We start from the raw sequence: 24721 nt of genomic DNA on the forward strand, positions 1-24721 counted from the left end.
CCCCTTACAGCTTCATCAGGCTGGCGTCGTCGACCGAGGCCGAGTGGCGGGTACGGAACAGCGACACGATGATCGCGAGGCCCACCACGACCTCCGCGGCGGCGACGACCATCGTGAAGAAGGCGATGATCTGGCCGTCGAGGTTGCCGTGCATCCGGGAGAAGGCGACGAACGCGAGGTTGCAGGCGTTCAGCATCAGCTCGATGCACATGAAGACCACGATGGCGTTGCGCCGGATCAGTACGCCGGTCGCGCCGATCGTGAACAACAGGGCCGCGAGGTAGAGGTAGTTGACCGGGTTCACTTGGACGCCTCCTCGGGCCGCTTGAACGTCGCCGGTTCGATCGCCGTGCGCTCCAGGCGGTCCTCCGCGCGCTGTTCCAGTGCACGGAGGTCGTTGAGGGCCTCCGCGGACACGTCACGGATCTGGCCGCGTTCGCGCAGCGTCTTGTTGACGGTCAGCTCGGACGGCGTGCCGTCGGGGAGCAGGCCCGCGATGTCGACGGCGTTGTGCCGGGCGTAGACACCGGGGGCGGGCAGCGGCGGCAGGTGCTTGCCCTCGCGGACGCGCTGTTCGGACAGCTCGCGCTGGGTCTTGGCACGCTCGGTGCGCTCCCGGTGGGTGAGCACCATGGCGCCGACGGCGGCCGTGATCAGCAGGGCGCCGGTGATTTCGAAGGCGAAGACGTACTTGGTGAAGATGAGGGAGGCGAGGCCCTCCACGTTGCCGTTCGCATTGGCCTGGCCGGTGCCGTCGAACTCCTTCAGGGAGGCGTTCGCGATGCCGGTGAGCAGCAGGACACCGAAGCCGACCCCACACAGAAGGGCCAGCCAGCGCTGGCCCTTGATGGTCTCCTTCAGCGAGTCCGCGGCCGTGACGCCGACGAGCATCACCACGAACAGGAACAGCATCATGATCGCGCCGGTGTAGACGACGATCTGCACGATCCCCAGGAAGTAGGCGCCGTTGGCGAGGTAGAACACCGCCAGGACGATCATGGTCCCGGCGAGACACAGCGCGCTGTGCACGGCCTTCTTCATGAAGACGGTGCACAGGGCGCCGATCACCGCGACGGTGCCGAGGACCCAGAACTGGAACGCCTCACCGGTGGAGGTGGTGTAGGCGGCGAGGTGCGTCGTCATCGGCCGATCACCTTCTCCGAGGCCGGCTCGTCCTCCCCGAAGGTGGACGCGGCCTCCTGCGGCACCTCGCCCTTGGAGAGGGCGACCTGGCGGACCGTGCCGGGAGCGGCCTGGGTGACCAGGCCCCGGTAGTAGTCCTGTTCGTCCGTCCCGGGAAAGATCGCGTGCGGCGTGTCGACCATGCCCTCTTCGAGGCCGGCGAGGAGCTGTTCCTTGGTGTAGATGAGGTTGGCGCGGCTGGAGTCGGCCAGTTCGAACTCGTTGGTCATCGTCAAGGCGCGCGTGGGGCACGCCTCGATGCACAGTCCGCACAGGATGCAGCGGGCGTAGTTGATCTGGTAGACGCGGCCGTAGCGCTCGCCCGGCGAGTAGCGCTCCTCGTCGGTGTTGTCGGCGCCCTCCACGTAGATGGCGTCGGCGGGGCAGGCCCACGCGCACAGTTCGCAGCCGACGCACTTCTCGAGACCGTCCGGATGGCGGTTGAGCTGGTGCCGTCCGTGGAACCGCGGAGCCGTGGTCTTCTTCTGCTCCGGGTACTGCTCGGTCAGCCGCTTCTTGAACATGGCCTTGAAGGTCACGCCGAAGCCGGCAACGGGGTTCTGGAAACCGGGCTTGGTCTCCTTGGCCTCCTCAGCCATCGGACGCCTCCTTTCCATCCGAAGATCCGTCACTGACAGTGTCCGGTCCACCACTGACAATCAGCTCCCGCTCGCGGCGCGAGCGGCGCCTCGGCACCGGTGGCAGTTCCTGACCGGGCAGCGGCGGTACCGGGAATCCGCCCGCCATCGGGTCGAATCCGGCCTGCTCCGCGGGCTGGCCGGCCGCCCTGGCCCTCTCGCGGAACATGTCGGCGACGAAGGAGATCAGCAGCAGGGCGAGGACTCCGCCGCCCACATAGAGGGCGATGTCGGCGAAGGCGTAGTGCTCGTTGCGCAGGGCCCGCACGGTCGCCACCAGCATCAGCCAGGTCACCGAGACCGGGATGAGGACCTTCCAGCCGAGCTTCATCAGCTGGTCGTAGCGGACCCGCGGGAGCGTGCCGCGCAGCCAGATGAAGAAGAACAGCAGCAACTGGACCTTGATGACGAACCACAGCAGCGGCCACCAGCCGTGGTTCGCGCCCTCCCAGAAGGAGCTGATCGGCCAGGGGGCGCGCCAGCCGCCGAGGAACAGCGTGGTCGAGACGGCCGAGACCGTCACCATGTTCACGTACTCGGCGAGCATGAACATCGCGAACTTGATGGACGAGTACTCGGTGTTGAAACCGCCGACCAGGTCGCCCTCGGACTCCGGCATGTCGAAGGGGGCGCGGTTGGTCTCGCCGACCATCGTGACGATGTAGAGGATGAACGAGACCGGCAGCAGCAGGATGTACCAGCGGTCGTGCTGCTGCTCCACGATCGTGGACGTCGACATCGACCCCGAGTACAGGAACACGGAGGCGAACGCGGCGCCCATCGCGATCTCGTAGGAGATCATCTGCGCACAGGAGCGCAGGCCGCCCAGGAGCGGGTAGGTGGATCCGGAACTCCAACCCGCGAGGACGATGCCGTAGATGCCGACGGAGGCGACCGCGAGGATGTAGAGCATCGCGATCGGCAGGTCGGTGAGCTGCATCGTGGTGCGGTGGCCGAAGATCGAGATCTCGTTGCCGGCCGGGCCGAACGGGATCACCGCGATCGCCATGAAGGCCGGGATGGCCGCGACGATCGGCGCGAGGACGTACACCACCTTGTCGGCGCGTTTGACGATGATGTCTTCCTTGAGCATCAGCTTCACGCCGTCGGCGAGCGACTGGAGCATGCCCCAGGGGCCGTGCCGGTTGGGGCCGATGCGCAGCTGCATCCAGGCGACGACCTTGCGCTCCCAGACGATGGAGAACAGCACGGTCACCATCAGGAAGGCGAAGCAGAACACGGCCTTGACGACGACCAGCCACCACGGGTCGCGGCCGAACATCGAGAGGTCTTCAGCTGCGAGGTACGGGCTCATGCCTCCACCTCCTTGGGGGCCTGTTCGGCGGATGCCGCCGGGCCGATGCGAACGAGGGAGCCGGGCTGAGCCCCGGTGTCGGAGGCGACGCCTGCGCCGACGGAGTTCAGCGGGAGCCAGACCACCCGGTCGGGCATCTCGGTGGTCTGCAGCGGGAGTTCCACGGTGCCGGCGGGGCCGGTGACCGTGAGGATGCCGCCGTCCTCGACGCCCGCCTCGGCGGCCGTCGCCGCGGACACGCGCGCGTGGGCGGCGTGCCGGGTTCCGGCGAGCGCCTCGTCGCCCTCCTGGAGCACGCCCTGGTCGAGCAGCAGGCGGTGCCCGGCGAGTACGGCCTCGCCGCCGGCCGGGCGGGGCAGCGCTCCCGCGGACTCCTGGGGCTCGGTGGCACGCGGGCCGTCCCAGGCGCCCAGCCGGTCGATCTCCGCGCGCGTGGTACGCAGATCCGGCAGGCCCAAGTGGACGTCCATGGCGTCGGCCAGCATCTGCAGCACGCGCGCGTCGGTCGGTGCGAGGCGGCGGGTCATCTGCTCGGGCTTGAGGGCGGCCTCGAAGAAACGCACCCGGCCTTCCCAGTTGAGGAAGGTGCCCGCCTTCTCGGCGACCGCGGCGACCGGCAGGACGACGTCGGCGTGTCCGGTGACCTCGCTGGGCCGCAGTTCGAGCGACACCAGGAAGCCGGCGCTTTCGAGTGCTTCACGCGCGCGTGCCGGGTCGGGCAGGTCGGTGACCTCCACACCGGCGACCACCAGGGCCGACAGTTCACCGGTCGCGGCGGCCTCGATGATGTGGTGGGTGTCGCGGCCGTAGCGCAGCGGGAGTTCGGCGAGCCCCCAGACGGCCGCGACCTCCTCACGCGCGCGCGGATCGGTCGCCGGGCGGCCTCCCGGCAGCAGCGACGGCAGCGCGCCCACCTCGACGGCCCCGCGCTCACCGGCCCGGCGCGGGATCCACACCAGGTGCGCGCCGGTCGCGGTGGCGGCCCGTACGGCGGCGGTGAGGCCGCCCGCGACCGAGGCGAGCCGCTCGCCGACGACGATGACCGCGCCCTCGGTGCGCAGGGCCTCGGCGGCCCGTGCGCCGGACCCCTCCAGGCCGACGCCGCTCGCGAGGGCGTCCAGCCACTCGGTCTCCGTGCCCGGCGCGGCCGGCAGCAGGGTGCCGCCCGCCTTCTCAAGGCCCCGGGTCGCGTGCGTGGCCAGCGCGAACACCTGCTGCTTGCGCTTGCGCCACGCCTTGCGCAGCCGCAGGAAGACGCCCGGCGCCTCCTCCTCCGACTCGAAGCCGGCCAGCAGGACGGCCGGAGCCTGCTCCAGGGAGGTGTACGTGACACCCGTACCGTCGAGGTCGCGGCCTCGGCCGGCCACCTGGGAGGCCAGGAAGTCGGCCTCCTCGCCGCTGTGCACGCGCGCGCGGAAGTCGATGTCGTTCGTGTCGAGTGCCACGCGCGCGAACTTGCTGTACGCGTAGGAGTCCTCGACGGTCAGCCGGCCGCCGATGAGGACGCCGGCCCGGGAGCGGGCGGCGGCGAGGCCGCGCGCGGCTGCCTCCAGCGCCTCTGGCCAGGACGCGGGCTCCAGGACACCGTCCGCGTTGCGTACCAGCGGGGTGTCGAGGCGGTCCTTCTGCTGCGCGTACCGGAACGCGAAGCGTCCCTTGTCGCAGATCCACTCCTCGTTGACCTCGGGGTCGTCGGCGGCGAGCCGCCGCATGACCTTGCCGCGCCGGTGGTCGGTGCGGGTGGCACAGCCGCCGGAGCAGTGCTCGCACACCGACGGCGAGGACACCAGGTCGAAGGGGCGGGAGCGGAAGCGGTAGGCCGCCGAGGTGAGGGCGCCGACCGGGCAGATCTGGATGGTGTTGCCGGAGAAGTACGACTCGAACGGGTCGCCCTCGCCGGTGCCGACCTGCTGCAGCGCGCCCCGTTCGATCAGCTCGATCATCGGGTCGCCCGCGATCTGGTTGGAGAACCGGGTGCAGCGGGCGCACAGCACGCACCGCTCGCGGTCGAGCAGGACCTGGGTGGAGATCGGCACGGGCTTCTCGTAGGTCCGCTTCTTGCCGTCGAAGCGGGACTCGGGGTTGCCGTGCGACATGGCCTGGTTCTGCAGGGGGCACTCGCCGCCCTTGTCGCAGACCGGGCAGTCCAGCGGGTGGTTGATGAGCAGCAGCTCCATCACGCCGTGCTGGGCCTTCTCGGCGACCGGCGAGGTGAGCTGGGTCTTCACCACCATGCCGTCGGTGCACGTGATGGTGCAGGACGCCATGGGCTTGCGCTGGCCCTCGACCTCGACGATGCACTGGCGGCAGGCGCCGGCGGGGTCGAGCAGGGGGTGGTCGCAGAACCGGGGGATCTCGATGCCGAGCTGCTCGGCGGCCCGGATGACCAGGGTGCCCTTGGGCACGCTGATCTCGATGCCGTCGATCGTCAGCGTGACGAGGTCTTCCGGCGGGACCGCCGCCTCTCCGCCACCCGCGGGAGCGTTGGTGGTCACGGTCATGCGTTCACCTCCGGGCGGTCCGCCCAGGCCGTCGACTTGGCCGGGTCGAAGGGGCAGCCCCGGCCGGTGATGTGCTGCTCGTACTCCTCGCGGAAGTACTTCAGCGAGGAGAAGATCGGGGACGCGGCGCCGTCTCCGAGAGCGCAGAAGGACTTGCCGTTGATGTTGTCGGCGATGTCGGCGAGCTTGTCGAGGTCGGACATGGTGCCCTTGCCGGCCTCGATGTCCCGCAGCAACTGCACCAGCCAGTACGTCCCTTCGCGGCACGGCGTGCACTTTCCGCAGGACTCGTGGGCGTAGAACTCGGTCCAGCGGGTCACCGCCCGCACCACGCATGTCGTCTCGTCGAAGCACTGCAGCGCCTTGGTGCCGAGCATCGAGCCGGCGGCGCCGACGCCCTCGTAGTCGAGGGGGACGTCGAGGTGTTCGTCGGTGAACATCGGCGTGGAGGAGCCGCCCGGCGTCCAGAACTTCAGCCGGTGGCCGGGCCGCATGCCGCCGCTCATCTCGAGGAGCTGGCGGAGCGTGATCCCGAGCGGGGCCTCGTACTGGCCGGGGCCGGCGACGTGGCCGCTGAGCGAGTAGAGCGTGAAGCCCGGGGACTTCTCGCTGCCCATCGACCTGAACCAGTCTTTCCCGTTTTGCAGGATCGCGGGAACCGACGCGATCGACTCGACGTTGTTCACAACAGTCGGGCAGGCATAGAGCCCTTCGACAGCAGGGAAAGGGGGACGCAGCCGCGGTTGACCACGGCGGCCTTCGAGCGAGTCGAGCAGTGCGGTCTCCTCACCGCAGATGTACGCGCCGGCGCCGGCGTGCACGGTGAGCTGGAGGTCGAGCCCGCTGCCCAGGATGTTCTCGCCGAGGTAGCCCGCCTCGTAGGCCTCGCGCACGGCCTCGTGCAACCGCCGCAGAACGGGGACGACTTCACCACGCAGATAGATGAAGGCATGCGACGACCTGATGGCATAGCACGCGATCACCATGCCCTCGATGAGGCTGTGCGGGTTCGCGAAGAGGAGCGGGATGTCCTTGCAGGTCCCAGGCTCCGATTCGTCGGCGTTGACAACTAGATAGTGCGGTTTCCCATCACCCTGCGGAATGAACTGCCACTTCATTCCGGTCGGGAACCCCGCGCCGCCGCGGCCACGCAGCCCGGACTCCTTGACGTACGCGATCAGGTCGTCCGGCGACATGGCGAGCGCCTTGCGGAGCCCCTCGTACCCCTCGTGCCTCCGGTAGACGTCCAGAGTCCAGGACCGGTCCTCGTCCCAGAAGGCCGACAGCACGGGTGCGAGCAGCTTCTCCGGGCTCGTGTCCTTGACCTCGGGTACCACGGTCATCACTCCCCCTCCTCGGCGGTAGGCCCTGCCGGGTGGGCTGGGTCGGAGGCCGATGTCTCCTGCGGCGCGTCATGGGAACTGAGGTGCTCGGCGGGCGACGGCTCGTGCACCTTGTCCTGCGGTTCCTCATGCGGACCTCCGCGCGGATGGACCACGCGCGCGGGTGCGGTCTCTCCCCTTGCCAGGCGAAGACCCACCAGCGACGCCGGTCCCGCACTGCCGCCCTCCTCGACGGCCCCGGGCCGCTCGTCGGGGAAGCCGGCCAGGATCCGCGCGGTCTCCTTGAACGTGCACAGCCGCGCCCCGCGCGTGGGCTGGACGGGCCGGTCCGCACGCAGGTCGTCGACCAGGCGCTTGGCGCTCGCCGGGGTCTGGTTGTCGAAGAACTCCCAGTTGACCATCACGACCGGCGCGTAGTCGCAGGCCGCGTTGCACTCGATGTGCTCCAGGGTGACCTTGCCGTCGTCGGTGGTCTCGCCGTTGCCGACGCCCAGGTGCTCCTGGAGGGTCTCGAAGATGGCGTCGCCGCCCATCACCGCGCACAGCGTGTTGGTGCAGACGCCGACCTGGTAGTCACCGGAGGGCTTGCGCCGGTACATGGTGTAGAAGGTGGCGACGGCGGTGACCTCGGCCGTGGTGAGGTTCAGCATGTCCGCGCAGAACCGCATGCCGGTGCGTGTGACATGGCCTTCCTGCGACTGCACGAGGTGGAGCAGCGGCAGCAGGGCGGACCGGGAGTCCGGGTAGCGCGCGATGACCTCGCGCGCGTCCGCCTCCAGCCGGGCCCGGACGTCGTCCGGGTAGGGGGGCGCGGGCAGTTCCGGCATGCCCAGGCTGACGCCCCGCTCCGAAGAAGAGGTGGTCACCGGTCGACGCCTCCCATCACGGGGTCGATGGACGCGACGGCGACGATGACGTCGGCGACCTGGCCGCCTTCGCACATCGCCGCCATGGCCTGCAGGTTGGTGAAGGACGGGTCCCGGAAGTGGACCCGGTAGGGGCGGGTGCCGCCGTCGGAGACGGCGTGTACGCCGAGCTCGCCCTTGGGGGACTCGACCGCCGCGTACGCCTGGCCCGGCGGGACGCGGAAGCCCTCGGTGACGAGCTTGAAGTGGTGGATCAGGGCCTCCATGGAGGTGCCCATGATCTTCTTGATGTGGTCGAGGGAGTTGCCGAGCCCGTCCGGTCCCAGGGCGAGCTGGGCGGGCCAGGCGATCTTCTTGTCCGCGACCATGACCGGTCCGGGCGCGAGCCGGTCCAGGCACTGCTCGACGATCCTGAGCGACTGGCGCATCTCCTCCAGGCGGACCAGGAAGCGGCCGTAGGCGTCGCAGCTGTCGGCGGTCGGGATGTCGAAGTCGTACGTCTCGTAGTCGCAGTACGGCTGTGCCTTGCGCAGGTCGTGCGGCAGGCCGGTGGAGCGCAGGATCGGGCCGGTGGCGCCGAGGGCCATGCAGCCGGCCAGGTCGAGGTAGCCGACGTCCTGCATGCGGGCCTTGAAGATGGGGTTCCCGGTGGCGAGCTTGTCGTACTCCGGGAGGTTCTTCTTCATCTTCTTCACGAACTCGCGGATCTGGTCCACCGCGCCGGGTGGCAGGTCCTGGGCGAGTCCGCCGGGGCGGATGTACGCGTGGTTCATCCGCAGGCCCGTGACGAGCTCGTAGAGGTCGAGAATCATTTCACGATCACGGAAGCCGTAGATCATGATCGTGGTGGCGCCCAGCTCCATGCCGCCGGTGGCGATGCACACCAGGTGGGAGGAGAGCCGGTTCAGCTCCATCAGGAGCACCCGGATGATCTTGGCGCGTTCGGTGATCTGGTCCTCGATGCCGAGGAGCTTCTCGACGGCGAGGCAGTAGGCGGTCTCGTTGAAGAAGGACGTCAGGTAGTCCATGCGCGTGACGAAGGTGGTGCCCTGCGTCCACGTGCGGTATTCGAGGTTCTTCTCGATGCCGGTGTGCAGATAGCCGATGCCGCAGCGGGCCTCGGTGACCGTTTCGCCCTCGATCTCCAGGATCAGGCGGAGCACTCCATGGGTGGAGGGGTGCTGGGGACCCATGTTGACGACGATGCGCTCGTCGTCGGCGCGGGTCGCGGACTGGACGACCTCGTCCCAGTCACCACCGGTGACCGTGTATACGGTGCCCTCGGTGGTTTCCCGGGCGGCTGCTGACTGGGTGCTGCTCACGAGTACGACCTCCGCTGGTCCGGAGCCGGGATCTGGGCGCCCTTGTACTCGACGGGGATGCCGCCGAGGGGGTAGTCCTTGCGCTGCGGGTGGCCCTGCCAGTCGTCCGGCATCATGATCCGCGTCAGGGCCGGGTGACCGTCGAAGACGATTCCGAAGAAGTCGTAGGTCTCGCGCTCGTGCCAGTCGTTCGTCGGATAGACGGAGACGAGGGACGGGATGCGCGGGTCGGCGTCGGGGGCGCTGACTTCGAGGCGGATCAGCCGGTTGTGGGTGATCGAGCGCAGGTGGTAGACGGCGTGCAGCTCGCGGCCCTTGTCGTGCGGGTAGTGGACGCCGCTGACGCCGGTGCACAGTTCGAAGCGCAGGGCCGGGTCGTCGCGCAGGGTGCGGGCGACGCGGAGCAGGTGCTCGCGTTCGATGTGGAAGGAGAGCTCGCCGCGGTCGACGACCGTCTTCTCGATGGCGTTGTCCGGCAGGAGTCCCTGTTCCTCCAGAGCGCCCTCCAGCTCGTCGGCGACCTCGTCGAACCAGCCGCCGTAGGGCCGGGTCGCCGGTCCCGGGAGCCGGACCGAGCGGACCAGGCCGCCGTAGCCGGAGGTGTCGCCGCCCTTGTCGGCGCCGAACATGCCGCGCTGGACGCGGATCTCCTCGCCGCCCTGGCCGCGCTGGCCGGGGAGGTTGGAGGCGGAGAGGTCCTTCTCGGGGTTCACCCCGTTCGCGGAGCCGTTCACGCCGCCCGTGCCGTTGCCGTTCGCGTCGCTCACCGCAGCAGCCCCTTCATCTCGATCGTGGGCAGGGCCTTGAGCGCTGCCTCCTCCGCCTCGCGGGCCGCTTCCTCGGCGTTGACGCCGAGCTTGGAGGACTGGATCTTCTGGTGGAGCTTGAGGATCGCGTCCATCAGCATCTCGGGGCGGGGCGGGCAGCCCGGGAGGTAGATGTCGACCGGGACGATGTGGTCGACGCCCTGGACGATCGCGTAGTTGTTGAACATGCCGCCCGAGGAGGCGCAGACGCCCATGGAGATCACCCATTTCGGGTTGGGCATCTGGTCGTAGACCTGCCGGAGCACCGGCGCCATCTTCTGGCTGACCCGGCCGGCGACGATCATCAGGTCGGCCTGGCGCGGCGAGCCGCGGAAGACCTCCATGCCGAAGCGCGCGAGGTCGTAACGGCCGGCGCCGGTGGTCATCATCTCGATGGCGCAGCAGGCGAGGCCGAAGGTCGCGGGGAAGACGGACGCCTTGCGCACCCAGCCCGCGGCCTGCTCGACGGTGGTCAGCAGGAAGCCGCTCGGCAGCTTTTCTTCGAGTCCCATGTCTTAAAGGCCCCTCAGTCCCATTCCAGGCCGCCGCGCCGCCATACGTACGCGTACGCGACGAAGACGGTGAGCACGAAGAGCAGCATCTCCACGAGCCCGAAGATCCCCAGGGCGTCGAAGGTGACGGCCCAGGGGTAGAGGAAGACGATCTCGATGTCGAAGACGATGAAGAGCATCGCCGTCAGGTAGTACTTGATGGGGAAGCGCCCGCCGCCGGCCGGCGTGGGGGTCGGCTCGATACCGCACTCGTAGGCCTCGAGCTTGGCGCGGTTGTACCGCTTCGGACCGATCAGCGTGGCCATGACCACGGAGAAGATCGCAAAGCCTGCCCCGAGGGCTCCCAGTACGAGGATGGGCGCATACGCGTTCACCGCTCCTCGCTCCTCTCAGTCGGCGCTGACTGCTGGCGGTTGCACTGGTGCACTGCGCTCACTTCCGCCTCACCGGTCCCACGAGACCCGTCGTCCCGGGTGAAGATCGAGAACATGTGAAGCAGGTCACAAGCCCAGTTGCCACGCATCTTATGCCCGTCGCTCTGTGATCTGCGACACGGGGTATTCCACAAGCTTTGTGATCTCCACCACCTGACGAAGGATCATGAAGTCGGATGATGAGTGATCTTCATACGCGAAGCGTTCAGTTGATCACCAGAAGTGACATTTTCGCTTGTCGTCGCAGGCCGGAGGGGGCGTCTCCATATCAAGAGAGTTCCGCTGCATGCAAATTGGCGCTGGACGCCGGTGCCTGCTAGTGGGGGCGTTCACACATCAGTGGGAGGTGCGGTGTGCGATGTGGACGGGGGTACGGACGCGTGCACGCGTTCACGAGCGCCGCACACCCCGGACGCCACGCTTCCGGTAACCGTTCCGTGACCTCCGCCACATCGCTGGGAAGCCTCTGAGAACCGGGCTTGGCCAACGACCTCAACCGATGGTAGGTGGGGGGCAATTCGGACGTAATGATCAAAGACCGTGATCAAGGCCTTGATCACCGAGGTCCGCTATGTCCGTTACGGCGTCAATAAAGAGCGACACGCCCGGGATTCTGAGTCTCGATTGAGCAACTGTGGCGCACCACACGTTTCTTGAAGATATGAAGGAGCCCCTGGTACCGGTTATTCCCATGTCCCACACCGCTCACATACGCAGCCACCGGAAGCCCCGCCGCAGCGCGTCGACCCTCGCGATGCGGGCCGGAGTTGCCGGTGGCGTCCTCAGCACCCTGGCAGTCGCCGGGGCGTCCGGCTCGGCGAACGCGGCCGAGCCGGTGACGCAGACCCTCGAACTGCCCACCCTGACGGCCGACCTGGCCGCTCAGGCGGCCCAGTCCGCGGACGCCACCCAGCAGGCCGCCGCGAACTACCAGCTGCAGGCCGAGCGTGACGCGGCCGCCGCAAAGGCCGCGAAGCAGGCGAAGGCGGACCTCGCCGACGCGAAGCAGAAGGCCGCCGAGGCCAAGAAGAAGGCCGAGGAGTCCGCCCGCAAGGAGGCCGCCGCGCGCGCCTCGCGCAACGCCGAGCGGACGACGCTCTCCGCCACGGCGGACACCGGCAGCACCTCCACGAGCACGTCCACGGCCACCGGTTCGGCCGCGGCCGTCGTCAGCTTCGTCAAGGCGCAGATCGGCAAGGCGTACGTCTCCGGCGCCACCGGTCCGTCGGCGTACGACTGCTCCGGCCTGGTGCAGACGGCCTTCAAGCAGGTCGGGATCAGCCTGCCGCGCGTCTCCCAGGACCAGTCGACCCAGGGCACCCAGGTGTCGCTGAGCAACCTGCAGCCGGGCGACATCCTGTACTGGGGCAGCGCGGGCAGCGCCTACCACGTCGCGGTGTACGTGGGCGACGGCATGTTCGTCGGCGCGCAGAACCCCTCCAGCGGTGTCGGCGAGCACCCGCTGTCGTACGACCCGCCGTCCGGCGCCGTGCGGGTGCTCTGAGCACACCCCGCACCTCTCACGCGCGTAGGGCCGCAGCCGCTCGGGGGCAGCGGCCCTTGCGTCGTTGCCGGCCCACCGACGTGGTCGCTCCTGGCATGCTCGGCACGGGCCGCCGCCCGGCGGTCCGTCCACGAGCGAAGGAGACCGCGCGATGCCACGCGTGTTCGTCCAGGGACAGCCCGCCGACTACTACCCGCGCCACGCCCCCGAGGCCCGGCGCGGTGCGGTGCGGCGGATCACCGAGGTCGGCGAGGAGGTCCTGCACAAGCCGTGCCGGGACGTCACGGAGTTCGGGCCCGACCTCGCCGCACTCATCGACGACATGTTCCTCACCCTGTACGCCGCCGAAGGGGCGGGGCTTGCGGCGAACCAGGTCGGGGTCGATCTCCGGCTGTTCGTGTACGACTGCCCCGATGACGGCGGTGTCCGGCATGTCGGACACATCGTCAATCCGGTGCTCGAAACGCCCACGAGCGGGCGACGGCTGCTGGACGAGGACGAGGGCTGTCTGTCGGTGCCGGGTGCCGTGATGGCCGTATCGCGGCCGGACCGGGCCGCGGTGCGCGGGCAGGACAAGGACGGCCGGCCGGTCGTCATCGAGGGCACCGGTTACTTCGCGCGGTGCCTCATCCACGAGACCGACCACACCAACGGGTACATCTACCTGGATCGGTTGTCCAAGCGGGAGAAAAAGGACGCGCTGCGACAGATGGCGGCCCAGCGGGACGAGGTGCTCGCCCGCCGGGCCGCCAACGCGGCCGCGCTCAACGACTAGGGCCTGTCCGGCGGAGCCTGTCGCAGACGCGGCGTCCGGCACCGGTGCCTTCCTCCGGCCTGGTCCGCCGGACAGGACCTGGTCACGCCTTCGGGGCCACCTTGCTCAGGCCGTTGATGATGCGGTCCATCGCGTCGCCACCCGTGGGGTCGGTGAGGTTCGCGAGGAGCTTGAGGGTGAACTTCATCAGGACCGGGTGCGTGAGGCCGCGCTGGGCGGCGATCTGCATGACCTTCGGGTTGCCGATGAGCTTCACGAAGGCGCGGCCGAGCGTGTAGTAGCCGCCGTAGGTGTCCTTGAGGACGCGCGGGTAGCGCTGCAGGGCGATCTCGCGCTGCGCGGGCGTGGCACGCGCGTGCGCCTGGACGATGACGTCGGCGGCGATCTGGCCGGATTCCATGGCGTAGGCGATGCCCTCGCCGTTGAAGGGGTTCACCAGGCCGCCGGCGTCACCCACGAGCAGCAGCCCGCGCGTGTAGTGCGGCTGGCGGTTGAAGGCCATGGGCAGCGCGGCGCCGCGGATCGGGCCGGTCATGTTGTCGGGGGTGTAGCCCCAGTCCTCCGGCATGGAGGCGCACCAGGCCTTGAGGATCTCGCGCCAGTCCAGCTCCTTGAAGGAGGCGGAGGTGTTCAGCACGCCGAGGCCGACGTTGGAGGTGCCGTCACCCATGCCGAAGATCCAGCCGTAGCCGGGCAGCAGACGGTCCTGCGGGCCGCGGCGGTCCCACAGTTCCAGCCAGGACTCCAGGTAGTCGTCATCGTGACGGGGGCTCTCGAAGTACGTCCGGACCGCGACGCCCATCGGGCGGTCCTCGCGGCGGTGCAGGCCCATCGCGAGGGACAGCCGGGTGGAGTTGCCGTCGGCGGCGACGACGAGCGGCGCGTGGAAGGTGACCTCGCGCTTCTCCTCACCGAGCTTGGCGGTGACGCCGGTGATGCGGCCGGTGCGGTCGTCGATGACGGGCCCGCTCACGTTGCAGCGCTCGTACAACCGCGCCCCCGCCTTCTGGGCGTTACGGGCGAGCTGCTCGTCGAAGTCGTCGCGCTTGCGGACGAGTCCGTAGTTCGGGTAGGTGGCGAGATCCGGCCAGTCGAGCTGCAGGCGGGAGCCGCCGCCGATGATGCGCAGGCCCTTGTTGCGCAGCCAGCCGGCCTCCTCGGAGATGTCGATCCCCATCGCCACGAGCTGCTTGACCGCGCGCGGGGTGAGGCCGTCGCCGCAGACCTTCTCGCGCGGGAACTCGGTCTTCTCCAGAAGCAGGACGTCGAGACCGGCCTTGGCGAGGTGGTACGCGGTCGTGGAGCCGGCCGGCCCCGCGCCGACGACGATCACGTCGGCGGTGTTTTCGGAGAGGGGCTCCTTCACGACGGTCACGGCGGGATCTCCCCTGGTTCGAAATCTGCGTGCCGACCGGCACTGGACATGGGCAGTCTATTCAGCAGAATTGATCACCCGGCTGAAGGGCTGCCCTGTGAACCGACCCCTCCCCGCGGTACGGCTGCGCGTCCCCACCCACGAGGACGCGATCGCCTGGCACCGGGTCTTCGACGACCCCGAGGTCATGGAGTTCTACGGCGGCAGGCCGGCCGCGCTGTCGGTCTACGAGGAACTCACCGCGCGCCAGCGGCGGCACGACGCCGAACTCGGCTTCTGCCTGTGGACCCTGCTGGACGAGGCCGGGGAGGTCATCGGCTTCACCGGGGCGCAGCCCTGGCGGCCCGGCTGGGGCCCGGTCGGCGAGGTGGAGATCGGCTGGCGGCTGGGCCGGGCGCACTGGGGCCGGGGGTACGCCACCGCGGCCGCGCGCGAGACGCTCCTGCGGGCGCGGGCGGCCGGGGTGCCGGAGGTGGTGGCGATGGTCCGGCCGGGCAACGAACGGTCGATCGCGGTGACCCGGCGGCTCGGTATGCGGCCGGCGGAGAGCTACCCGCATCCCACGCTGGACGAGTCGGCGCTCTGCTTCCGGCTGGCGCTCAACACCGGTACTGATAACACAGAGTAGCCATCTGTTACAGAAAGACACCAACTCCTTCCGGCCGGGGCTCACGGGAGTTACCCTTCCAGTACCGCTGGGGGTGACATCTGTGCGTATAACACCCAAAACACCCGAAGTGCGCGTACCGCGGCTGGTCGGACTGATGGCCGTGGATGCGCGCGAAACGGCCCGGGCGCGGGGCCTGTTCCTCAACGCGCCGGACCGCCCGGACTTCCACCTCACGGTCGTCGACTACGTCGTACGCCAGTACCCGCAGCCCGGCGCCGAGGTGCCGCGGGAGTCGATGGTGTACGTGTGGTTCGACTTCGGTGAGAGCGAGGGCGGCGGGGGCGTGCGCGAGCCACGCATCCCGCGGCCGCCCGCGGGAGGGCTCCAACGCGAACTCGGCGAGCCCGGTGACGCCTTCGAGATGATCAACCGCTGAGCCCGCCGCCCGGGCGGAAGAAGACCGCTCAGCTCTCCTTGAAGCCCCGGTGCAGCGCGACCACACCGCCGGTGAGGTTGCGCCAGGCCACCTTGGACCAGCCGGCCTTGCGCAGCCGTTCGGCGAGGGCGGGCTGGTCGGGCCAGGAACGGATGGACTCGGCGAGGTAGACGTAGGCGTCCGGGTTCGAGGAGACCGCGCGGGCCACCGGCGGCAGCGCCCGCATCAGGTACTCGGTGTAGACGGTGCGGAACGGCGCCCAGGTCGGGTGCGAGAACTCGCAGATCACCACGCGTCCGCCGGGCCGGGTCACCCGGTACATCTCGCGCAGGGCCGCGTCCGTGTCCTGCACGTTGCGCAGCCCGAAGGAGATCGTCACGGCGTCGAAGGTGTCGTCCTTGAACGGCAGCCTGGTCGCGTCGCCGGCCGTGAACGGCAGCCAGGTGTGCTTCTTCTTGCCGACCTGGAGCATCCCGAGGGAGAAGTCGCAGGGGACGACGTAGGCGCCCGTCCGTGCGAAGGGCAGCGAGGAGGTGGCCGTACCGGCGGCCAGGTCGAGGACCTTCTGCGCGGGGCGTGCGTCGACCGCCTTCGCCACCTCCTTGCGCCAGCGCCGGTCCTGGCCGAGCGACAGCACGTCGTTCGTCAGGTCGTACCGTTCCGCCACGTCGTCGAACATCGAGGCGACTTCGTGCGGCTGCTTGTTCAGGGAAGCGCGGGTCACCCGCCCATTGTTGCAGCCCGGTCTCACGGCAGGGGCCTCGGCTTCCTGCGTGCCGCGGCGTCCTCCACCCAGCCGCACAGCCGGGCAGTACCAGGGTCCCGGGCGTCCGGGAGGCGTTCGCGGGCTGAGCCGGCGTTGCCCGGCATCAGCCGTGTTCAGCGGCCGCGGTACACCAGCCGCCCGCCGATCACGGTCGCCACGCAGGTCCCGGCGCCGCGCCGGACCAGTTCGGCGCGGTCCGCGACATCGAACACGGCGAACCGGGCGGGGCCGCCCGCGACCAGCTTCGGCAGCAGGATCAGCGGGGCCGGGGACAGCGCCGCGGGGCCCGGGAGGCGGTCGGGCCGCTGTCCCACCGCGAGCCCGGCCCTGCGCACCGCGTCGACCACGGCCCGCGACCGCAGTTCCCCGGCCACCGCCACCGTGCCGTGCGCCAGCATCCGCTGTACCCCGCGCCGCGCGCTCGCGCCGAGCCGGGCGGGGTCGGTGCGGAAGATCTCCCGCGCCCGCTCCCCGCCGATGGGCTCGGTCCCGAGGGCGTCGGCCTCGCGCGGGTCGGGGTGGTAGGTGGCCTCCAGCAGCTCCGGGCCGTACGGGTTCAGCAGTCCCGGCGTCAGGATGCCGGGCCAGCGCCGCACCCGTGCCCGCGGGTGGGCGTCGGCCAGTTCCTGGTACGGGCCGACGGCGGCGACGGACGCCCCGTCGACCAGAACCGCCGCGTCGGGCGACTTCTCGGCGATGTGAAGTGTCAGCACGGGACGCCTGGCCGGCCCTAGTTGGACGCCAGCAGCTTCAGTTCGGGGTGGGCCGTGCCGCCCTCGATCGCCGTCGACGAGATGTGGGACATCACCCGCTCGTCGACCGGGTCGTTCGCCGGGTCGTCGTGGACGACGAGGTGCTCGTACGTCGTCGCGCGCTGCGCCGGCACGCGGCCCGCCTTGCGGATGAGGTCGATGATCTCCAGGCGGTTGGAGCGGTGCTTGGCGCCGGCCGAGGAGACCACGTTCTCCTCCAGCATGATCGAGCCGAGATCGTCCGCGCCGTAGTGCAGCGACAGCTGGCCGACCTCCTTGCCCGTGGTCAGCCAGGAGCCCTGGATGTGCTGGACGTTGTCGAGGAAGAGGCGGGCGATGGCGATCATGCGGAGGTACTCGAAGAGCGTCGCCTGCGTCCGGCCCTTCAGGTGGTTGTTCTCGGGCTGGTAGGTGTACGGGATGAAGGCGCGGAAGCCGCCCGTGCGGTCCTGTACGTCCCGGATCATCCGCAGGTGCTCGATCCGCTCGGCGTTGGTCTCGCCGGTGCCCATCAGCATGGTGGAGGTGGACTCCACACCCAGCCGGTGCGCGGTCTCCATGATCTCCAGCCAGCGCTCGCCGGACTCCTTGAGGGGCGCGATGGCCTTGCGGGGGCGCTCGGGGAGGAGTTCCGCGCCGGCGCCCGCGAAGGAGTCCAGGCCCGCCTCGTGGATACGGGTGATGGCCTCCTCGACCGACACGCCGGAGATACGGGCCATGTGCTCGACCTCGGACGCGCCGAGGGAGTGGATGACCAGCTGCGGGAAGGCGTCCTTGATGGCCTTGAAGTGCTTCTCGTAGTACTCGACGCCGAAGTCCGGGTGGTGACCGCCCTGGAACATGATCTGGGTGCCGCCCAGTTCGACGGTCTCGGCGCAGCGGCGCAGGATGTCGTCGAGGTCGCGGGTCCAGCCCTTGTCCTTGTCCTTGGGGGCCGCGTAGAAGGCGCAGAACTTGCAGGCCGTGACACACACGTTCGTGTAGTTGATGTTCCGCTCGATGATGTACGTCGCGATGTGTTCGGTACCGGCGTACTTGCGGCGGCGTACGGCGTCGGCGGCGGCGCCCAGTGCGTGCAGCGGGGCGTCGCGGTAGAGGACGAGCGCCTCTTCCGGGGTGATCCGCCCACCGGCTGCGGCACGGTCGAGGACAGACTGGAGGTCGGCCTTCTCGGTCACCAGGGGGTCCCTTTCGTCAAGGGTTGTGGACGGACCGAACCAGCGTACGCCAGCCCTTTCGGCCATCCGCCCTCAGGCCGCGCACGCGCCGATCAGCAGCCCGGCGAAGGCCCCGGCCAGCAGGAACGGGCCGAAGGGGATCGCGGTCTTGCGGCCCGCGCGTCGTACGACGACGAGCGCACCGCCGTACAGCGCGCCGAGCAGGAAGCCGGCGAAAGCGCCGAGCAGGACCGCCGACCAGCCGTACCAGCCGAGTACGGCGCCCATGCCGACGGCCAGCTTCACATCACCGAAGCCCATGCCGGCCGGGTTGATGAGGTACAGCGCGTAGTAGCCGGCGCCGAGCGCGAGGGCGCCGTACAGCGCGGTGGGCCAGTGGCCGGCGTGGCCGGGCAGCAGCGCGACGAGGCCCAGCAGGGCGAGGGCGGCCGCGGCGAGGGGCACGGTCAGCGGGTCGGGAAGTCGCTGCACCCGGAAGTCCACGGCCGCCAGCAAGGTGCCGACCGGCGCGAGCAGCAGCCAGACCGCCAGCTCCGGGCGGGTTCCGGTGGCGGCGGCCAGCGCGGCGCACAGAAGTGCGGTCGCCGCGGAGAGCAGGGGGACGGAGGGGGCGTACGGCGGCTCGGCCGCACCGGACGACTCCACTGCACCAAGCGGTCCGGAGGAACCCGCGCCACCCCGCGCGCACCGACCGCAGCGCGCCGGCCCGAGCCAGCCCCGAAGCGCGTGTCCCCAGGGGCACCGGTCCCGCCACTCCTCACCCGCCGGGACGGCGAAGCGGTAGGCGGCCCTGGGAAGCAGTGCTCCCGCCGCCGCGCCCCACAGCGCAGCGGCGGCCCACAGCAGCACGTCGCTCATCCGGCCGCGGCGACGCCCGCCCGCCCTGTGGGCAGGAGTTCGCCGAGGAGGGCTTCGGTGCGCGGCGGGAGGCCGCGAGCACGTCTGCGCGTCACGTCAGGGTCGAGGCCGAAGCGGGCCGCCACCTCGAACGGAGACACCCTGTTGCGCGCCGGTGCGCGGGTGCAGGAGGCGTCCATACTCCGGATCCTACAGATCGTCAGGCTTCGGGGGCCGGGGAGCGGACAGGGCGGTGGCGTACCGGATGCCCTCGGTCGGCGTGCGGAAGTTGGCCGCCGTATCGTTACCGCACATGTGGCCTGGAGAGCAGCCGCCGGGAGGCGGCCAGAACCCGCAGCAGCCCCACGTCGGACAACAGCCGAACCCGTACCAGCAGGCCGGTCCTGGTCAGCCGAACCCCTACCAGCAACCCGGACCCGGGGTCTTCCAGCCGAACCCCTACCAGCGGCCTCAGCCCTGGCAGACGCCCACCCAGCCGGCCGCCGGCGCGCCCGGGCCCGCGCCGACGGGTGGCGGCCGGAACCGGAGCGGCATCATCGCCGTCGTCGCCGCGGCGGCGGTCGTACTCGCCTCGGGCGTCACCGGATTCCTGGTGCTCGGCGGCCACAGGAGCGACGGGCCCGGCCCGAAGCCGGCCAACTCCCCCTCATCGTCCCAGAGTTCCCCCAACCCCCGGGGGGTCGACACCGCGACTGCCACGATCAAGGGCTGGAAGGTCCTGACGAACCCGACCCAGGGAATCGCGTTCGACGTCCCGCCCCAATGGGAGATCCAGTCGGCTTCCTGGGTCAGCTATGTCTCCAAGGACGGGGACCCGGAGGACAATCCACTCATCGCGATCCGCAATGTCGCCATGCTGCAGAAGACCTGGTGTTCCTCGGACAACGACCGGAACGGCACCCTGGAGAACACACCACTGGCCCAGGTGGGTACGAGGGGCAACAACGGTTACCGAAGCACCCGGGACATCGCCGACTCCGACCCGGAGACCTGGGTGTACGGAGGGTACGCCCAGCCGGACAGGAAGAAGGTGAAGGCCGGCGCCGTCGAGGCGTTCACCACGAGCTCCGGCCTCAAGGGCACTCTGGGCACAGCCTGGTCCGTGGGCGTGCCGAAGTCGAAGAAGTGCGCGTCGGACGGCAAGGCGTGGACCTTCGGCTTCAAGAACGCCTCAGGGGATCTGGTCTCCTGGTCGTTCTTCGGCGCCAAGAACGTGGGCAGCGAGGTACCGGACGCGACGATTCGGAGAGTCCTCGGCACCGTACGGCTCTACAAGGCCCCGTCGGACTCCTGATTCCGCGGGGGCGTCCACCTCGCTCGTCCCTTCCGGGGGTGGGTACGCAGTGCCCCGAATTGTCCTGCGCCGGAAGCGAGCGCCAACTACTGCAGCAGGTCCACCCTCACGTCCGCCGGGAAGCCGGTCGTCGGGCCGACGCGGCGGGCGAACTCGGCGACCGCCGCCAGCTGCGGGGTGCCGAAGCTGAAGTCGAGGGTGGTGAAGTACCGCGCCAGGGTCGCCTCGTCGAAGGACTCCCAGCGGGCGGCCTGTTCGGCGACCTTGGCGACCTCCTCCAGGGAGAGGTTGCGGGATTCCAGGAAGGCCTCGTGGACCTTGCGGGTGATGTCGGGCTCGCGGTCGGCGTAGTCGCGGCGGGCCGCCCAGACCGCGAAGACGAACGGCAGGCCCGTCCACTCCTTCCAGAGCGCGCCGAGGTCGTGGACCTCGAGGCCGTAGCGCGGGCCGTCCAGCAGGTTCGCCCGCAGGGCCGCGTCGCCGATCAGGACCGCCGCGTCCGCCTCCTGCATCATCAGGCTGAGGTCGGGCGGGCAGGTGTAGTAGTCGGGCCGGACGCCGTAGCGGTCCGCGAGCAGGAGCTGGGCGAGGCGGACCGAGGTGCGGGAGGTCGAGCCGAGGGCGACCCGGCGGCCGTCCAGCTGGTCCAGCGGGACCTGCGAGACGATCACGCAGGACATCACCGGGCCGTCGCAGCCGACGGCGATGTCCGGGAAGGCGACCAGGTCGTCGGCGTTCTTCAGGAACTCGACGAGGGTGACGGGGCCGATGTCCAGGTCGCCGCGCACGAGCTGCTCGCTGAGCTTCTCCGGGGTGTCCTTGGTCAGCTCGAAGTCGAGGAGGGTGCCGGTTCTCGCGAGCCCCCAGTAGAGGGGCAGGCAGTTCAGGAACTGGATGTGGCCGACGCGCGGCCGGGTGCGAGCATTGTCCACATCGCGAGACTAGACCTCGTGCGCTACGGTGCTGGGACCGACCCCACCGTCAAATGGCCCAACGGCCGTTCAAACATCCGGGTGAAGTGATCTTGCCCTCTATTGCTTTCCGCTGCCCGGATGCTAGGCTTGCCGCAAGTTGCAGTTTGGTTTCCCTTGCAGTACAGAGCCTGCGGAGCATGTAACCGCAGGCTCTCGTCGTTTTCAGACGTATGCAGTTGCGCAGCACCGTTTCGCACGTGCAGGTTCTGGAGCAGGGCAACCCTTTTGAGCCCAAGGAGGGCTTATGGCTACCGGAACCGTTAAGTGGTTCAACGCCGAAAAGGGCTTTGGCTTCATCGCCCAGGAGGGCGGCGGCCCCGACGTCTTCGTTCACTACTCCGCGATCAACGCCTCCGGCTTCCGCTCCCTCGAGGAGAACCAGCAGGTGAGCTTTGACGTGACGCAGGGCCCGAAGGGTCCGCAGGCGGAGAACGTCACCCCCGTCTGATCACTGCCTGATCGCAGAACCTGAGAGCAGTACCCAAGGAGCCCCACGCCGTTACGGCGACGGGGCTCCTGCCTTTTCCCGCCCCCGCGTCGGTGAATTCTGTGCGAATTCTCGGCGCTCGCGGCGCTGCTCCTCCGGGGTTACGTGTGCTGCATGACGAGGACGAAGGCCGTTCCGGCCTCCAGAGCCTCGTACGAGTGAGCGACATCTCCCCGATAGGTCATGTAATCGCCGGGTCCGAGTTCGGCCTCCTCCCCGGCCGGCCCCGCCTTCACCCGGCCCGAGCCGACGATCAGATGCTCGACCGTGCCAGGGATGTGCGGTTCCGACACCCGGGCCGCCCCCGGCTCGGCCCGGAGCCGGTAGATGTCCCGCCGGGCCGCCGGAGGGCTCGCGGACAGCAGGGTGGCGACGTAGTTCGCCTGCTCCGACGCGACCTCGGGACCCTCCCCCGCCCGGATCACCTGGACGCTCGGCGCCGGCGGCTCCACCAGCGCGCTGAAGGGAACGCCCAGGGCGACCGCGAGCGCCCAGAGCGTCTCCACGTTCGGATTCCCGCTCGCCCCCTCCAGCTGGGAGAGCGTGGACTTCGCGATTCCGGCGCGCTTGGCCAGCTCGGACAGGGACAGGCCGGTGCGGGTGCGCTCGCGCTTGAGGGAGGCGGCGATCCACTCCAGGGGGAGCCGGGCGGGAGGCTCGGTCATCTCGTTCGCTCCATCGGTACGATCGTTCGGCTTGACGGACAGGTGCTCACTGTTCATTGTAGAAAACATGCGTTCGCTTCTCCGAACACCCAGTGACCGTTCGCTCGTCCGGGACAGCTCCCTCGTCTGGGTGGCCAGCGGTGTCGTCGGCGTCTCCTTCGGTGCCGTCTCGGTGGCGGGCGGCCTGCCGGTGTGGGTGCCGGTGCTGCTGTCCCTGGTGGTGTACGCCGGCTCGGCCCAGTTCAGCGCGGTCGGTGTCCTGCTCGCCGGGGGCGGGCCGATCGCCGCCGCGGCGACCGGGCTGTTGCTGAACACCCGCACCGCCGCGTTCAGCCTGGCCGTCGCCGAGATCCTCGGGACCGGACGGGCGGCCCGTTTCCTCGGCGCCCACCTGGTCACCGACGAGACCGTGGCCTTCGCCCTCGCCCAGCCCGACCCGGTACGGCAGCGCAGGGCGTTCTGGATCTCCGGACTCGGGCTGTTCGCCGTGTGGAACCTCGGAGTGCTGGGCGGTGCGCTCGCCGGCGGCGCCCTGGGGGACACGGCCCGCTACGGCCTCGACGCCGCGTTCCCCGCGGTCCTGGTGGCCCTGGTACTGCCCCAGCTGCGGGCCGACGCGGCGGTACGGCGGTGTGCCGTGCTCGGCGCCTTCATCGCCCTCGTGGCGACACCCGCCGTGCCCGCCGGGGTGCCGGTGCTGCTCGCACTGGCCGGACTCTTCCTCCATCGCCGACAGCCCGCGGAGGCCGCCGCATGAACGCCACCGTCGTCGTGATCCTCGCGCTGGCCCTCGGCACGTACGCCTTCCGGCTCGTGGGCCCGGTACTGCACGGGCGGGTCGAGATACCGGCCCGGGCACAGGAACTCGCCTCGGCCGGGGCGGTGGTACTGCTCGTCGCCCTGCTGGCCACCGGTGCGCTGACGGAGTCCGGCGGCTTCGCGGGCTGGGCCCGCCCGGCCGGGGTCCTGGCCGGCGGCGCCCTGGCCTGGCGCCGCGCCCCCTTCGCCGTCGTGGTCCTGGCCGCCGCCGCGACGACGGCACTGCTGCGGGCGGCCGGGCTCGGCTAGCAACCCGAAGGCTTGTCAGTGCGGGTCGCTACGGTTCCCCGTCATGACCGACACGGCTGACTTTCTCACCGCCACCCGCACGTTCTACGACACCGTCGCCGAGGACTACGCCGCCCACTTCGGGGACCACCTCGGGGACAAGCCGCTGGAGCGGGCGCTGCTCGGTGCGTTCGCCGAACTTGTCGGGGCGGCCGGAACCGTGGCCGACCTCGGCTGCGGCACCGGCGTGGCCACCGCGTACCTCGCCTCCCTCGGACTGGACGTCTTCGGGCTCGACCTCTCCGCGTCCATGCTCACCGTCGCCCGCCGCGAGCATCCCGCTCTGCGGTTCGAGCAGGGGTCGATGCTGGAGCTGCCCCTCGACGACGGTTCCCTCGCCGGGGCCCTCTCCTGGTACTCCAGCATCCACACACCCGTGACCGAACTCCCCCGCCTCTTCTCCGAGTTCTCGCGTGCGCTGGCTCCTGGCGGCCATCTCCTGCTCGCGTTCCAGTCCGGGGACGAGCCGCGCCGCCTGGATCGGCCGTGGGGACGTCCGGTGACCCTGGACTTCCAGCGGCGTCGTCCCGAGTTCATGGCGGGGCTGCTGGCCGACGCCGGTTTCGTCCTCCGCTCCAGCACCGTCCGCGGGCGGGACACGGCGACGGACGAGTCAGCGGACCAGGCGTTCCTTCTCGCCCAGAAGAAAGGCTGACCAGGCGGAGGGGGTGACGGTGAGGTGGGGGGCGGCGGGTTGCTTCGAGTCGCGGATGTGGATGACGGTGGGGTGGGGGGCCATCTCCAGGCATTCGCCGCCTTCGCCGCCGCTGTGGGTGGACTTGCGCCAGGTGTAGGCGAGTTCTACGCAATCACCGCCTTCGCCGCTGCTGTAGCTGGACTTGAACCAGGTGAGTGGCTCGCTGTTCATAGCTCCTCCAGCTTCTTCTCGATCAACGCCCGGGACTCCAAGGGCGGGATCAGCGGCTCCGCGATCTCCCACAGCCCGTCCGGAACAATCCAACTCCACGTACCCCGCCCCATAACCAAGTCCAACGACCCAGCCCCACATAGGACACGGTCT

29 protein-coding genes and 1 pseudogene are annotated in these 24721 nt (G+C 69.8%); 9 read left to right on the forward strand and 21 right to left on the reverse strand.

The genetic code is table 11. The features are described 5' to 3' along the window. Nucleotides 1-4: 4 nt before the first annotated feature. The 11 genes from nuoK to ACZ7HQ_RS40880 are packed head-to-tail and all read right to left on the reverse strand — an operon-like array spanning nt 5 to nt 10859. On the reverse strand, nt 5-304 hold the full coding sequence (gene nuoK / locus ACZ7HQ_RS40830) for an NADH-quinone oxidoreductase subunit NuoK (protein WP_028420845.1): 300 nt from the start codon (nt 302-304) through the stop codon (nt 5-7). Continuing rightward, nucleotides 301-1143: an NADH-quinone oxidoreductase subunit J gene (locus tag ACZ7HQ_RS40835; protein ID WP_471001414.1), complete on the reverse strand. Its 843-nt coding sequence runs from the start codon at nt 1141-1143 to the stop codon at nt 301-303. Before ACZ7HQ_RS40835 ends, nuoK begins: the two co-directional genes overlap by 4 nt. Next, nucleotides 1140-1781 (reverse strand): NADH-quinone oxidoreductase subunit NuoI, encoded by a 642-nt coding sequence (nuoI, locus tag ACZ7HQ_RS40840; protein ID WP_471001417.1) that lies wholly within the window; start codon nt 1779-1781, stop codon nt 1140-1142. Before nuoI ends, ACZ7HQ_RS40835 begins: the two co-directional genes overlap by 4 nt. Then, nucleotides 1774-3135, reverse strand: coding sequence for an NADH-quinone oxidoreductase subunit NuoH (nuoH, locus tag ACZ7HQ_RS40845; protein ID WP_471001420.1), 1362 nt, complete (start codon nt 3133-3135; stop codon nt 1774-1776). Before nuoH ends, nuoI begins: the two co-directional genes overlap by 8 nt. Then, nucleotides 3132-5636, reverse strand: a complete 2505-nt coding sequence (locus ACZ7HQ_RS40850; protein WP_471001423.1) for an NADH-quinone oxidoreductase subunit G — start codon at nt 5634-5636, stop codon at nt 3132-3134. Before ACZ7HQ_RS40850 ends, nuoH begins: the two co-directional genes overlap by 4 nt. Beyond that, on the reverse strand, nt 5633-6979 hold the full coding sequence (gene nuoF, locus ACZ7HQ_RS40855) for an NADH-quinone oxidoreductase subunit NuoF (protein WP_471001426.1): 1347 nt from the start codon (nt 6977-6979) through the stop codon (nt 5633-5635). Before nuoF ends, ACZ7HQ_RS40850 begins: the two co-directional genes overlap by 4 nt. After that, nucleotides 6979-7845: an NADH-quinone oxidoreductase subunit NuoE gene (gene nuoE, locus ACZ7HQ_RS40860; protein ID WP_471001429.1), complete on the reverse strand. Its 867-nt coding sequence runs from the start codon at nt 7843-7845 to the stop codon at nt 6979-6981. Before nuoE ends, nuoF begins: the two co-directional genes overlap by 1 nt. After that, nucleotides 7842-9167: an NADH-quinone oxidoreductase subunit D gene (locus tag ACZ7HQ_RS40865; protein WP_471001431.1), complete on the reverse strand. Its 1326-nt coding sequence runs from the start codon at nt 9165-9167 to the stop codon at nt 7842-7844. The genes nuoE and ACZ7HQ_RS40865 overlap by 4 nt, the downstream gene beginning before the upstream one ends. Then, a complete protein-coding gene (locus tag ACZ7HQ_RS40870; RefSeq protein WP_471001434.1) occupies nt 9164-9934 on the reverse strand; it encodes an NADH-quinone oxidoreductase subunit C in 771 nt (256 codons plus the stop codon). Before ACZ7HQ_RS40870 ends, ACZ7HQ_RS40865 begins: the two co-directional genes overlap by 4 nt. Beyond that, on the reverse strand, nt 9931-10485 hold the full coding sequence (locus tag ACZ7HQ_RS40875; RefSeq protein WP_007383964.1) for a NuoB/complex I 20 kDa subunit family protein: 555 nt from the start codon (nt 10483-10485) through the stop codon (nt 9931-9933). Before ACZ7HQ_RS40875 ends, ACZ7HQ_RS40870 begins: the two co-directional genes overlap by 4 nt. Before the next feature lie 14 nt (nt 10486-10499). Continuing rightward, complete coding sequence (locus tag ACZ7HQ_RS40880) at nt 10500-10859, reverse strand: NADH-quinone oxidoreductase subunit A (protein ID WP_003992243.1); 360 nt, start codon at nt 10857-10859, stop codon at nt 10500-10502. Nucleotides 10860-11610: 751 nt separating this feature from the next. Between ACZ7HQ_RS40880 and ACZ7HQ_RS40885 the strand changes: the two genes are divergently transcribed. Both ACZ7HQ_RS40885 and def read left to right on the forward strand, forming a co-directional pair. Beyond that, entirely contained in the window at nt 11611-12423 is an 813-nt protein-coding gene (locus ACZ7HQ_RS40885) for a C40 family peptidase (RefSeq protein ID WP_471001437.1), read from the forward strand. Between the two features lie 151 nt (nt 12424-12574). After that, complete coding sequence (gene def, locus ACZ7HQ_RS40890; protein WP_471001441.1) at nt 12575-13198, forward strand: peptide deformylase; 624 nt, start codon at nt 12575-12577, stop codon at nt 13196-13198. Between the two features lie 82 nt (nt 13199-13280). Here the strand turns inward: def and ACZ7HQ_RS40895 are convergent, their stop codons facing one another. After that, entirely contained in the window at nt 13281-14573 is a 1293-nt protein-coding gene (locus tag ACZ7HQ_RS40895; RefSeq protein ID WP_471001444.1) for a geranylgeranyl reductase family protein, read from the reverse strand. Nucleotides 14574-14670: 97 nt separating this feature from the next. Here ACZ7HQ_RS40895 and ACZ7HQ_RS40900 point away from each other — a divergent pair, with 97 nt between their 5' ends. Together ACZ7HQ_RS40900 and ACZ7HQ_RS40905 are read left to right on the forward strand one after the other, a co-directional pair. Next, the gene (locus ACZ7HQ_RS40900) at nt 14671-15201 is read left to right on the forward strand and encodes a GNAT family N-acetyltransferase (protein WP_471001447.1); all 531 of its coding nucleotides are present in this window, start codon (nt 14671-14673) and stop codon (nt 15199-15201) included. Nucleotides 15202-15310: 109 nt separating this feature from the next. Beyond that, complete coding sequence (locus tag ACZ7HQ_RS40905) at nt 15311-15619, forward strand: PASTA domain-containing protein (protein ID WP_471001449.1); 309 nt, start codon at nt 15311-15313, stop codon at nt 15617-15619. A 28-nt stretch (nt 15620-15647) separates the two neighbouring features. Here the strand turns inward: ACZ7HQ_RS40905 and ACZ7HQ_RS40910 are convergent, their stop codons facing one another. The 5 genes from ACZ7HQ_RS40910 to ACZ7HQ_RS40930 form a co-directional block, all read right to left on the reverse strand. Further along, a complete protein-coding gene (locus ACZ7HQ_RS40910; RefSeq protein WP_471001452.1) occupies nt 15648-16343 on the reverse strand; it encodes a demethylmenaquinone methyltransferase in 696 nt (231 codons plus the stop codon). A gap of 155 nt (nt 16344-16498) precedes the next feature. Next, nucleotides 16499-17098, reverse strand: coding sequence for an imidazolonepropionase-like domain-containing protein (locus tag ACZ7HQ_RS40915; RefSeq protein WP_471001455.1), 600 nt, complete (start codon nt 17096-17098; stop codon nt 16499-16501). 17 nt (nt 17099-17115) lie between these two features. Next, a complete protein-coding gene (gene mqnC / locus ACZ7HQ_RS40920) occupies nt 17116-18315 on the reverse strand; it encodes a cyclic dehypoxanthinyl futalosine synthase (protein ID WP_471001458.1) in 1200 nt (399 codons plus the stop codon). A gap of 72 nt (nt 18316-18387) precedes the next feature. Further along, nucleotides 18388-19173: a prepilin peptidase gene (locus tag ACZ7HQ_RS40925; protein ID WP_471001461.1), complete on the reverse strand. Its 786-nt coding sequence runs from the start codon at nt 19171-19173 to the stop codon at nt 18388-18390. After that, nucleotides 19170-19352, reverse strand: a complete 183-nt coding sequence (locus tag ACZ7HQ_RS40930) for a hypothetical protein (RefSeq protein WP_471001485.1) — start codon at nt 19350-19352, stop codon at nt 19170-19172. Before ACZ7HQ_RS40930 ends, ACZ7HQ_RS40925 begins: the two co-directional genes overlap by 4 nt. A 113-nt stretch (nt 19353-19465) precedes the next feature. Between ACZ7HQ_RS40930 and ACZ7HQ_RS40935 the strand changes: the two genes are divergently transcribed. Beyond that, complete coding sequence (locus ACZ7HQ_RS40935) at nt 19466-20467, forward strand: DUF8017 domain-containing protein (protein WP_471001464.1); 1002 nt, start codon at nt 19466-19468, stop codon at nt 20465-20467. An 86-nt stretch (nt 20468-20553) separates the two neighbouring features. On the opposite strand, the gene ACZ7HQ_RS40940 is transcribed toward ACZ7HQ_RS40935, so the two are convergent. Next, entirely contained in the window at nt 20554-21399 is an 846-nt protein-coding gene (locus ACZ7HQ_RS40940) for a menaquinone biosynthetic enzyme MqnA/MqnD family protein (RefSeq protein WP_471001466.1), read from the reverse strand. A 286-nt stretch (nt 21400-21685) separates the two neighbouring features. Here ACZ7HQ_RS40940 and ACZ7HQ_RS40945 point away from each other — a divergent pair, with 286 nt between their 5' ends. Then, nucleotides 21686-21889 carry a cold-shock protein gene (locus ACZ7HQ_RS40945; protein ID WP_003992177.1) on the forward strand — a complete coding sequence of 68 codons (204 nt, stop codon included), beginning with the start codon at nt 21686-21688 and terminating at the stop codon, nt 21887-21889. A 140-nt stretch (nt 21890-22029) separates the two neighbouring features. Here ACZ7HQ_RS40945 and ACZ7HQ_RS40950 read toward each other — a convergent pair whose 3' ends face one another. Then, entirely contained in the window at nt 22030-22593 is a 564-nt protein-coding gene (locus ACZ7HQ_RS40950) for a helix-turn-helix domain-containing protein (protein WP_471001470.1), read from the reverse strand. 67 nt (nt 22594-22660) lie between these two features. Between ACZ7HQ_RS40950 and ACZ7HQ_RS40955 the strand changes: the two genes are divergently transcribed. From ACZ7HQ_RS40955 to ACZ7HQ_RS40965, 3 genes are read left to right on the forward strand one after another with little or no spacing between them, the layout of a single operon-like run. Continuing rightward, nucleotides 22661-23350, forward strand: a complete 690-nt coding sequence (locus ACZ7HQ_RS40955) for an AzlC family ABC transporter permease (protein WP_471001473.1) — start codon at nt 22661-22663, stop codon at nt 23348-23350. Continuing rightward, nucleotides 23347-23661, forward strand: coding sequence for an AzlD domain-containing protein (locus ACZ7HQ_RS40960; RefSeq protein WP_471001476.1), 315 nt, complete (start codon nt 23347-23349; stop codon nt 23659-23661). The genes ACZ7HQ_RS40955 and ACZ7HQ_RS40960 overlap by 4 nt, the downstream gene beginning before the upstream one ends. 43 nt (nt 23662-23704) lie before the next feature. Then, entirely contained in the window at nt 23705-24355 is a 651-nt protein-coding gene (locus ACZ7HQ_RS40965) for a class I SAM-dependent DNA methyltransferase (RefSeq protein WP_471001479.1), read from the forward strand. Here ACZ7HQ_RS40965 and ACZ7HQ_RS40970 read toward each other — a convergent pair. Continuing rightward, nucleotides 24314-24568, reverse strand: coding sequence for a DUF397 domain-containing protein (locus tag ACZ7HQ_RS40970; RefSeq protein ID WP_471001482.1), 255 nt, complete (start codon nt 24566-24568; stop codon nt 24314-24316). The genes ACZ7HQ_RS40965 and ACZ7HQ_RS40970 overlap by 42 nt on opposite strands. A 29-nt stretch (nt 24569-24597) precedes the next feature. Further along, nucleotides 24598-24681 (reverse strand): annotated as a pseudogene (locus ACZ7HQ_RS40975) (IS5/IS1182 family transposase); the annotation flags it as partial. Nucleotides 24682-24721 lie beyond the last annotated feature (40 nt).

It is taken from the genome of Streptomyces sp. NPDC037290 (genome assembly GCF_055603245.1).